This is a genomic window from Mesorhizobium sp. M1027 (genome assembly GCF_040318745.1).
Taxonomy (GTDB): domain Bacteria; phylum Pseudomonadota; class Alphaproteobacteria; order Rhizobiales; family Rhizobiaceae; genus Mesorhizobium.
The window spans coordinates 902,620-911,456 of sequence record NZ_JAMYMW010000001.1 but is presented as its reverse complement, the minus strand read 5'-3'; the positions used below and the strand labels follow the sequence as shown (position 1 = coordinate 911,456).

At 61.8% G+C, this 8,837-nt stretch carries 19 protein-coding genes; all 19 read left to right on the top strand.

Features of this window, described 5'->3' with window-relative positions; genetic code table 11:
* On the top strand, positions 1-368 hold a 368-nt coding region (locus tag NKH50_RS04455), incomplete at its 5' end, for an EF-Tu C-terminal domain-related protein (protein WP_502906832.1).
* A gap of 63 nt (positions 369-431) precedes the next feature.
* A complete protein-coding gene (gene rpsJ, locus NKH50_RS04450) occupies positions 432-740 on the top strand; it encodes a 30S ribosomal protein S10 (protein ID WP_006205468.1) in 309 nt (102 codons plus the stop codon).
* Positions 741-836: 96 nt separating this feature from the next.
* Positions 837-1,565, top strand: coding sequence for a 50S ribosomal protein L3 (gene rplC / locus NKH50_RS04445; RefSeq protein ID WP_023717519.1), 729 nt, complete (start codon positions 837-839; stop codon positions 1,563-1,565).
* On the top strand, positions 1,565-2,185 hold the full coding sequence (gene rplD, locus NKH50_RS04440) for a 50S ribosomal protein L4 (protein ID WP_023675140.1): 621 nt from the start codon (positions 1,565-1,567) through the stop codon (positions 2,183-2,185). Before rplC ends, rplD begins: the two co-directional genes overlap by 1 nt.
* Entirely contained in the window at positions 2,182-2,475 is a 294-nt protein-coding gene (locus NKH50_RS04435; RefSeq protein WP_006205465.1) for a 50S ribosomal protein L23, read from the top strand. The genes rplD and NKH50_RS04435 overlap by 4 nt, the downstream gene beginning before the upstream one ends.
* 22 nt (positions 2,476-2,497) lie before the next feature.
* Positions 2,498-3,331 carry a 50S ribosomal protein L2 gene (gene rplB / locus NKH50_RS04430; RefSeq protein ID WP_023675138.1) on the top strand — a complete coding sequence of 278 codons (834 nt, stop codon included), beginning with the start codon at positions 2,498-2,500 and terminating at the stop codon, positions 3,329-3,331.
* A gap of 16 nt (positions 3,332-3,347) precedes the next feature.
* A complete protein-coding gene (rpsS, locus tag NKH50_RS04425; protein ID WP_006205463.1) occupies positions 3,348-3,626 on the top strand; it encodes a 30S ribosomal protein S19 in 279 nt (92 codons plus the stop codon).
* Positions 3,627-3,628: 2 nt separating this feature from the next.
* Positions 3,629-4,018 (top strand): 50S ribosomal protein L22, encoded by a 390-nt coding sequence (gene rplV / locus NKH50_RS04420; protein ID WP_006205462.1) that lies wholly within the window; start codon positions 3,629-3,631, stop codon positions 4,016-4,018.
* On the top strand, positions 4,018-4,743 hold the full coding sequence (rpsC, locus tag NKH50_RS04415; protein ID WP_023675137.1) for a 30S ribosomal protein S3: 726 nt from the start codon (positions 4,018-4,020) through the stop codon (positions 4,741-4,743). The genes rplV and rpsC overlap by 1 nt, the downstream gene beginning before the upstream one ends.
* Positions 4,744-4,770: 27 nt before the next feature.
* On the top strand, positions 4,771-5,184 hold the full coding sequence (gene rplP, locus NKH50_RS04410) for a 50S ribosomal protein L16 (RefSeq protein ID WP_006205460.1): 414 nt from the start codon (positions 4,771-4,773) through the stop codon (positions 5,182-5,184).
* Between the two features lie 13 nt (positions 5,185-5,197).
* A complete protein-coding gene (gene rpmC, locus NKH50_RS04405) occupies positions 5,198-5,398 on the top strand; it encodes a 50S ribosomal protein L29 (protein ID WP_006205459.1) in 201 nt (66 codons plus the stop codon).
* Positions 5,399-5,409: 11 nt separating this feature from the next.
* Positions 5,410-5,649 carry a 30S ribosomal protein S17 gene (gene rpsQ / locus NKH50_RS04400; protein WP_023675136.1) on the top strand — a complete coding sequence of 80 codons (240 nt, stop codon included), beginning with the start codon at positions 5,410-5,412 and terminating at the stop codon, positions 5,647-5,649.
* A gap of 82 nt (positions 5,650-5,731) precedes the next feature.
* Complete coding sequence (gene rplN, locus NKH50_RS04395) at positions 5,732-6,100, top strand: 50S ribosomal protein L14 (RefSeq protein ID WP_006205457.1); 369 nt, start codon at positions 5,732-5,734, stop codon at positions 6,098-6,100.
* Positions 6,101-6,112: 12 nt separating this feature from the next.
* Complete coding sequence (gene rplX / locus NKH50_RS04390; protein ID WP_254817150.1) at positions 6,113-6,427, top strand: 50S ribosomal protein L24; 315 nt, start codon at positions 6,113-6,115, stop codon at positions 6,425-6,427.
* On the top strand, positions 6,420-6,998 hold the full coding sequence (gene rplE / locus NKH50_RS04385) for a 50S ribosomal protein L5 (RefSeq protein ID WP_008875670.1): 579 nt from the start codon (positions 6,420-6,422) through the stop codon (positions 6,996-6,998). The genes rplX and rplE overlap by 8 nt, the downstream gene beginning before the upstream one ends.
* Before the next feature lie 27 nt (positions 6,999-7,025).
* Entirely contained in the window at positions 7,026-7,331 is a 306-nt protein-coding gene (gene rpsN, locus NKH50_RS04380) for a 30S ribosomal protein S14 (RefSeq protein WP_023675134.1), read from the top strand.
* A 12-nt stretch (positions 7,332-7,343) separates the two neighbouring features.
* Positions 7,344-7,742 (top strand): 30S ribosomal protein S8, encoded by a 399-nt coding sequence (rpsH, locus tag NKH50_RS04375; protein ID WP_006205453.1) that lies wholly within the window; start codon positions 7,344-7,346, stop codon positions 7,740-7,742.
* Between the two features lie 88 nt (positions 7,743-7,830).
* Positions 7,831-8,364: a 50S ribosomal protein L6 gene (rplF, locus tag NKH50_RS04370; protein WP_023675133.1), complete on the top strand. Its 534-nt coding sequence runs from the start codon at positions 7,831-7,833 to the stop codon at positions 8,362-8,364.
* An 85-nt stretch (positions 8,365-8,449) separates the two neighbouring features.
* Positions 8,450-8,809 (top strand): 50S ribosomal protein L18, encoded by a 360-nt coding sequence (rplR, locus tag NKH50_RS04365; RefSeq protein WP_023675132.1) that lies wholly within the window; start codon positions 8,450-8,452, stop codon positions 8,807-8,809.
* Positions 8,810-8,837: the final 28 nt, after the last annotated feature.

The window sequence follows — 8,837 nt, the reverse complement described above, 5'->3', positions numbered from 1 at the left end:
ACAACATCGGCGCGCTGCTGCGCGGTGTCGACCGTGAAGGCGTCGAGCGCGGCCAGGTCCTGGCCAAGCCCGGCACCGTCAAGCCGCACAAGAAGTTCGTTGCCGAAGCCTACATCCTGACCAAGGACGAAGGCGGCCGCCATACGCCGTTCTTCACCAACTATCGTCCGCAGTTCTATTTCCGCACCACGGACGTGACCGGCATCGTGTCGCTGCCGGAAGGCACCGAAATGGTGATGCCGGGCGACAACATCACCGTCGATGTCGAGCTGATCGTGCCGATCGCCATGGAAGAGAAGCTACGCTTCGCCATCCGTGAAGGCGGCCGCACCGTCGGTGCCGGCATCGTCGTCACCATCAAAGAGTAATTTGGACTTAAACCGATCTGTCGCGGGCGCTGCCCGCGCCGCGCCAGAACAAGGAAGTGACGCATGAACGGACAGAATATCCGCATCCGCCTGAAGGCGTTTGATCACCGGGTGCTCGACGCCTCGACACGGGAAATCGTGTCGACCGCCAAGCGCACCGGCGCCAACGTCCGCGGCCCAATTCCGCTGCCGACGCGGATCGAAAAGTTCACGGTCAACCGGTCGCCTCACGTCGACAAGAAGAGCCGCGAGCAGTTCGAGATGCGCACGCACAAGCGTCTGCTCGACATCGTCGACCCGACCCCGCAGACGGTCGATGCTTTGATGAAGCTCGACCTGGCCGCCGGTGTCGACGTCGAGATCAAGCTCTAAGGAACCAGAGGTCAGCGGGGCGACCCGGAACTCTGAAGGAACAAGAGGCGTGGAGGGGCGACAGCCCCGACAGGGAACTCTAAAGGAATTGAACCGATGCGTTCAGGTGTGATTGCAAAGAAGGTGGGAATGACCCGCATCTACAACGATGCCGGGGAACATGTTCCCGTCACTGTTCTCCAGATGGAGAACTGCCAGGTCGTGGCGCAGCGCACGCAGGAGAAGAACGGCTATACCGCCGTCCAGCTCGGCGTTGGCCTTGCCAAGGTGAAGAACACGTCGAAGGCGATGCGCGGCCATTTCGCGACCGCTTCCGTCGAGCCTAAGGCCAAGGTTGCCGAGTTCCGCGTCTCCGCCGACAACATGATCGATGTCGGCGCCGAGATCACCGTCGAGCATTTCGTCGTCGGCCAGAAGGTCGATGTGACGGGAACCACGATCGGCAAGGGTTTCCAGGGCGTCATCAAGCGGCACCACATGGGTGGCGGCCGCGCGACGCACGGCAACTCGGTGTCGCACCGTACACACGGTTCGACCGGCCAGCGCCAGGATCCGGGCAAGGTGTTCAAGGGCAAGCATATGGCCGGCCACATGGGTGACACCCGCGTCACCACGCAGAATGTCGAGGTCGTCTCGACCGACGCCGATCGTGGCCTGATCCTGATCCGCGGTGCGGTCCCGGGTTCGAAGGGTGCATGGATCCTGGTCCGCGATGCGGCCAAGGTGGCGCTTCCGGCCAATGCGCCGAAGCCCGCCGCGATCCGCGCCGTTGCAACCGATGGTGCCGCCAAGAACGAGGCCCCGGCCACAGAGGGAGCGGAATAATGGACCTCAAGATTACAACGCTTGGCGGCAAGGACGCCGGTAAGCTGAAGCTCTCCGAAGAGATTTTCGGCCTTGATCCGCGCGAGGACATCCTGCAGCGCGTCGTGCGCTGGCAGCTCGCCAAGAAGCAGCAGGGCACGCACAAGGCCAAGGGCCGCGCGGAAATCGCCCGCACCGGCGCCAAGATGTACAAGCAGAAGGGTACCGGCCGCGCCCGTCACCATTCGGCTCGCGCTCCGCAGTTCCGCGGCGGCGGCAAGGCCCACGGCCCGGTCGTGCGCAGCCACGAGCACGATCTGCCGAAGAAGGTGCGTGCGCTCGGTCTCAAGCATGCGCTTTCGGCCAAGGCCAAAAGCGCGTCGATCATCATCATCGACGAGCTGAAGCTGACCGAGGCCAAGACCAAGGCACTGATCGCGAATTTCGCGACGCTGGGCCTGAGCAACGCCCTGGTGATCGGCGGCGCCGAGCTTGACAAGAATTTCAAGCTGGCGGCGACCAACATCCCGAACATCGACGTGCTGCCCATCCAGGGCATCAACGTCTACGACATTCTGCGCCGCGGCACGCTGGTCCTTTCCAAGGCCGCCGTCGAGGCTCTCGAGGAGCGCTTCAAATGACCGACCTTCGTCACTACGACGTGATCGTCTCGCCGGCGATCACCGAAAAGTCGACCATGGCTTCCGAGCAGAACCAGGTCGTCTTCAATGTCGCCAAGAAGGCGTCGAAGCCGGAAATCAAGGCCGCCGTCGAAGCGCTGTTTGGCGTCAAGGTGATGGCCGTGAACACGCTTGTCCGCAAGGGCAAGATCAAGCGCTTCCGCGGCACGATCGGCCGCCAGAGCGACGTCAAGAAGGCGGTTGTGACGCTGGCCGACGGCCAGTCGATCGACGTCGCGACGGGTCTCTGAGCAAGGTCGCGAGGACAGAACAATGGCACTGAAAAAATTCAACCCGGTAACGCCGAGCACCCGTCAGCTGGTCATCGTCGACCGCTCGGGCCTCTACAAGGGCAAGCCCGTCAAGGGCCTGACCGAAGGCCTGACCAAGTCGGGCGGCCGCAACAATTACGGCCGCATCACGGCCCGCTTCATCGGCGGCGGTCACAAGCGCACCTACCGCATCATCGACTTCAAGCGCCGCAAGTTCGACGTCGTCGGCACGGTTGAGCGTATCGAGTACGATCCGAACCGCACCGCCTTCATCGCGCTGATCAAGTACGACGATGGCGAGCTGTCCTACATCATCGCCCCGCAGCGTCTGGCTCCCGGCGACAAGATCGTGGCCGGTGAATCGGTCGACGTGAAGCCGGGCAATGCGATGCCGCTGGCCTCGATGCCGGTCGGCACGATCGTCCATAATATCGAGCTGAAGCCCGGCAAGGGCGCTCAGGTCGCCCGTTCGGCCGGTGGTTATGGCCAGCTCGTCGGCCGCGACCAGGGCATGGCGATCCTGCGCCTCAATTCGGGCGAGCAGCGTGTCGTCCACGGCTCCTGCATGGCCACTGTCGGTGCCGTGTCCAACCCTGACCACGGCAACATCAATGACGGCAAGGCTGGCCGCACCGTGTGGCGTGGCAAACGTCCGCACAATCGCGGCGTGACCATGAACCCGGTCGACCATCCGCATGGCGGCGGCGAAGGCCGCACCTCGGGTGGCCGCCATCCGGTTTCGCCCTGGGGCAAGCCGACCAAGGGCAAGAAGACGCGGTCCAACAAGGCGACCGACAAGTTCATCCTGCGCTCGCGCCATCAGCGCAAGAGCTAAGAAGAGGTAACGCCAAGTGACTCGTTCGATTTGGAAAGGCCCCTTCATCGACGGCTACCTTCTGAAGAAGGTGGACAAGGTTCGTGAAGGTGGTCGCAATGAGGTGATCAAGATGTGGAGCCGCCGCTCCACCATCCTGCCGCAGTTCGTCGGCTTCACCTTCGGTGTCTACAACGGCCAGAAACACGTTCCCGTCTCGGTGAACGAGGACATGGTCGGTCACAAGTTCGGTGAATTCGCTCCGACCCGGACCTATTACGGTCACGGCGCGGATAAGAAGGCGAAGAGGAAATAATCATGGGCAAGGCCAAAGCTCCGCGCAGGCTTGCTGACAACGAAGCGCGCGCCGTGTTGCGCACGATCCGTATCAGCCCGCAGAAGCTGAACCTGGTTGCCGCGCTGATCCGCGGCAAGAAGGTCGCGACAGCGCTTTCCGACCTCGAATTCTCGGCCAAGCGGATTTCCGGCACGGTCAAGAAGACGCTGGAATCGGCGATCGCCAACGCGGAAAACAACCACGACCTCGACGTCGATGCGCTGATCGTGGCGGAAGCCTATGTCGGCAAGTCGATTGTCATGAAGCGGTTCCATGCCCGTGGCCGTGGTCGCGCCAGCCGTATCGAGAAGCCGTTCTCGCACCTCACGATCGTCGTTCGTGAAGTCGAAGAAAAAGGGGAGGCCGCATAATGGGCCAGAAAGTTAATCCGATCGGTCTGCGTCTCGGCATCAACCGCACCTGGGATTCGCGGTGGTTCGCAAACACCGGCGAATACGGCAAGCTGCTGCACGAGGACATCAAGATCCGCAAATATCTTGAGAAGGAACTCAAGCAGGCTGCGATCTCGAAGGTCGTGATCGAGCGTCCGCACAAGAAGTGCCGCGTCACCATCCATGCGGCGCGTCCGGGCCTGATCATCGGCAAGAAGGGCGCCGACATCGAGAAGCTTCGCAAGAAGCTGATGGAGATGACCAAGTCCGAGACGCATTTGAACATCGTCGAAGTGCGCAAGCCGGAGATCGACGCGACCCTGGTCGCCCAGTCGATCGCCCAGCAGCTCGAGCGCCGCATCGCGTTCCGCCGCGCCATGAAGCGCGCCGTCCAGTCGGCGATGCGCCTCGGTGCCGAAGGCATCCGCATCAACTGCGCCGGCCGTCTCGGCGGCGCCGAGATCGCGCGCATGGAATGGTATCGCGAAGGCCGCGTGCCGCTGCATACGTTGCGCGCCGACGTCGACTACGGCACGGCCGAGGCGAATACGGCCTACGGCATCTGTGGCGTCAAAGTATGGGTGTTCAAGGGCGAAATCCTTGAGCACGACCCGATGGCATCGGAGCGCCGCGCCACCGAGGGCGATCATGCGCATGGCGGTGGTGGTGAGCGCGAGCGCGGTCGCCGTCGCGAAAACGCGTAAGACAGTCAGGAATTTGGAGTTAGAACGATGCTGCAGCCAAAGCGCACAAAGTTCCGCAAGCAGTTCAAGGGCCGCATCCACGGTACCGCCAAGGGCGGCACCAACCTGGATTTCGGTGGTTTCGGGCTGAAGGCGCTTGAGCCGAACCGCGTCACCGCGCGCGAGATCGAGGCGGCCCGCCGCGCGATCACCCGCGAGATGAAGCGCGCCGGCCGGGTGTGGATCCGTATCTTCCCGGACGTGCCGGTTACGTCGAAGCCGACTGAAGTCCGTATGGGTAAGGGCAAGGGCGCCGTCGACTACTGGGCGGCACGCGTCAAGCCGGGTCGCATCATGTTCGAGATCGACGGCGTCAACGAAGAAACCGCCCGTGAGGCGCTGCGTCTCGGCGCGGCCAAGCTCTCGGTCAGGACGCGCTTCGTACAGCGCATCGCAGAATAAGGACGGGCTGATCATGAAAGCCGAAGACATCCGGACCAAGACCCAGGACCAGCTGACCGACGACCTGGCCAGCCTGAAGAAGGAGCAGTTCAACCTGCGCTTCCAGAAGGCCACCGGCCAGCTTGAGAAGACCGCGCGCGTGAGGCAGGTCCGCAAGGACATTGCGCGTATCAAGACCATCGCTGCGGAAAAGTCCGCGGCCAAGAAGGCTTAAGGACGAAAACCATGCCAAAGCGCATTCTGCAGGGCACCGTCGTCAGCGACAAGAACGAGAAGACGGTTGTCGTCAAGGTCGAACGGCGCTTCACGCATCCCGTGATGAAGAAGACCGTGCGCATGACCAAGAAGTACAAGGCGCACGACGAGAACAACGCCCACAAGGTCGGCGATCAGGTGTTCATCCAGGAATCGAAGCCGATTTCCAAGGACAAGCGCTGGGTCGTGGTGTCTTCGGACCAGGCCTGATCAGGGCAAACGAAACGAATTTTGGACAGACCGGGGAGGGGTGAGAAACCCGTCCCGTTAGAAAAGAAGAAGGCGGCCAGTCATGATTCAGATGCAAACAAACCTCGACGTCGCGGATAATTCCGGCGCCCGTCGTGTCATGTGCATCAAGGTGCTGGGCGGCTCGAAGCGGAAATACGCTTCCGTTGGCGACATCATCGTGGTGTCGATCAAGGAAGCCATCCCGCGCGGCCGCGTCAAGAAGGGCGATGTGATGAAGGCGGTCGTGGTTCGCACGGCCAAGGACATCCGCCGCCCGGACGGCAGCGTGATCCGTTTCGACAAGAACGCAGCCGTTCTCGTCGACAACAAGAAAGAGCCGATCGGCACGCGTATCTTCGGACCGGTTCCGCGCGAACTCCGCGCCAAGAACCACATGAAGATCATCTCGCTCGCGCCTGAAGTGCTGTAAGGAGCCGGACCAATGCAAAAGATTAGAAAAGGCGACAAGGTCGTCGTGCTGGCCGGCAAGGACAAGGGCCGTTCGGGCGAAGTCCTTTCGGTGCAGCCGAAGGACGACACCGCGCTGGTGCGCGGCGTCAACCTGATTCGTCGTCATCAGAAGCAGTCCCAGTCCCAAGAGGGCGGGATCATCACCAAGGAAGCGCCGATCCAGCTGTCGAACATCGCGCTGGCCGACCCCAAGGATGGCAAGCCGACCCGCGTCGGCTTCATCTTCCAGAAGGACGGCAAGAAGGTGCGCGTCGCCAAGCGCTCGGGAGAAGTCATCAATGGCTAAGGCTCAAACCAAGCAGGCAACTGCCCAGAACACGCCGCGCCTCAAGCAGGTCTACAACGAGACCATTCGCAAGGCGCTGCAGGAGCAGTTCGGCTACGAGAACGAGATGCAGGTTCCGCGCATCGACAAGATCGTGTTGAACATGGGCGTCGGCGAGGCGACCGGCGATTCGAAGAAGCCTTCGATCGCGGCCGAAGACCTTGCAATGATCGCCGGCCAGAAGGCCGTTGTCACCCGCGCCCGCAACTCGATCGCCGGCTTCAAGGTTCGCGAGAAGATGCCGATCGGCGCCAAGGTCACGCTGCGCAAGGAACGCATGTACGAGTTCCTCGACCGCCTCGTGAACATCGCACTGCCGCGCGTCCGCGACTTCCGCGGGCTCAACCCGAAGAGCTTCGATGGCCGTGGCAACTATGCCATGGGCATCAAGGAACACATCGTGTTTCCGGAGATCAACTACGACAAGGTTGATCAGATCTGGGGCATGGACGTCATCGTTTGTACGACTGCGAAGACGGACGACGAAGCCAGGGCATTGCTCAAGGCCTTCAACTTCCCCTTCCGCCAGTAACGGCAGCGAGAAAAGGAAAAATCTGAAATGGCAAAGACCAGCTCAGTCGAGAAGAACAACAGGCGCCGCAAGCTTGCGGACCAGTTCGCTGCCAAGCGCAAGGTGCTCAAGGCGATCATCATGGATCAGTCCAAGCCGATGGAAGAGCGCTTCCGCGCTCAGCTGAAGCTTTCGGCGCTGCCGCGCAACTCGGCCAAGACCCGCATCCGCAACCGCTGCGAAGTCACCGGACGTCCGCGTGCCTATTATCGCAAGCTCAAAGTATCGCGTATCGCGCTTCGTGATCTCGGCAATAACGGCCAGATCCCGGGCCTGGTCAAGTCGAGCTGGTAAGGAGGACATAACATGTCATTGAGCGATCCTCTCGGCGATATGCTGACCCGCATCCGCAACGCGTATGGCCGCAAGAAGTCGAGCGTTTCGACGCCGGCTTCGCGCCTGCGCACCCGTGTCCTCGACGTGCTGAAGGCCGAAGGCTATATCCGCGACTACAGCCAGACCGACTTCGACAACGGCAAGTCCGAAATCGAGATCGAGCTGAAGTATTTCGACGGTGCGCCGGTGGTGCGCGAAATCGCTCGGGTCTCGAAGCCCGGCCGCCGCGTCTACGTTTCGGCCAAGTCGATACCGCACGTCGCCAACGGCCTCGGCATCGCCATCCTTTCGACGCCGAAGGGTGTGATGGCCGACCACGAAGCGCGCGAACAGAATGTCGGCGGGGAAATCCTCTGCCAGATCTTCTGATCTGGTATGTGACCCGTTGGAATCCGGCTTTCGGGATCAAGTCCCGAAAACCGAGACCTGAAACAAGAGAAGTGACGAGGACAACAGAATGTCTCGTATTGGAAAGAAACCCGTTTCGCTGCCGCAGGGCGTGACCGCGACCGTCAACGGCCAGACCGTGACGGCGAAGGGTCCGAAGGGCGAGCTGAAGTTCGTGGTGAACGACGAAGTGCTGGTCAAGATGGAAGGCAGCGAGATCGCTGTCCAGCCGCGCGACCAGACCAAGACCGCCCGTTCCAAATGGGGCATGTCGCGCACGCAGATCGTCAACATCCTGCAGGGCGTCAAGGACGGCTTCGAAAAGAAGCTCGAGATCACCGGCGTCGGCTATCGCGCCGCGATGCAAGGCAAGAACCTGCAGCTGGCGCTCGGCTTCAGCCACGACGTTGTCTACGAGACGCCGCAGGGCGTGACGATTTCGGTGCCGAAGCCGACGGAAATCACCGTGACCGGCATCGACAAGCAGCAGGTTGGTCAGGTTGCCGCCGAGATCCGCGAGTACCGCAGCCCCGAGCCCTACAAGGGCAAGGGCGTCCGCTATGCTGGCGAGAAGATCGTCCGCAAGGAAGGCAAGAAGAAGTAATTTTAACGCCGCGGGGAGCGGTCGCGGGAGGCTCGTCCTACCGCATATGGTTGCCCCCGTTTTTTGAAGGCAAGGAACTGATATCATGGGCTCGAAAGAATCCACCCAACGCCGCGCTCAGCGCGTCCGCCGCCAGATCAAAAAGGTTGCCGGCGATCGTCCGCGTTTGTCGGTCCATCGCACGTCGAAGAACATCTATGTCCAGGTGATCGACGACGCCAAGGGCCACACCATCGCGGCTGCTTCGACGCTTGAGAAGGAGCTCAAGGGCTCGCTCAAGACCGGCGCCGACACCGCGGCCGCAGCTGCCATCGGCAAGCTGATCGCCGAGCGTGCCTCGAAGGCCGGCGTCAAGGAAGTCGTCTTCGACCGCGGCGCCTACATCTACCACGGCCGCGTCAAGGCGCTTGCCGAGGCTGCACGTGAAGGTGGTCTGAGCTTCTAAAAACGAAATTCGCCCCGGCGACCCACAG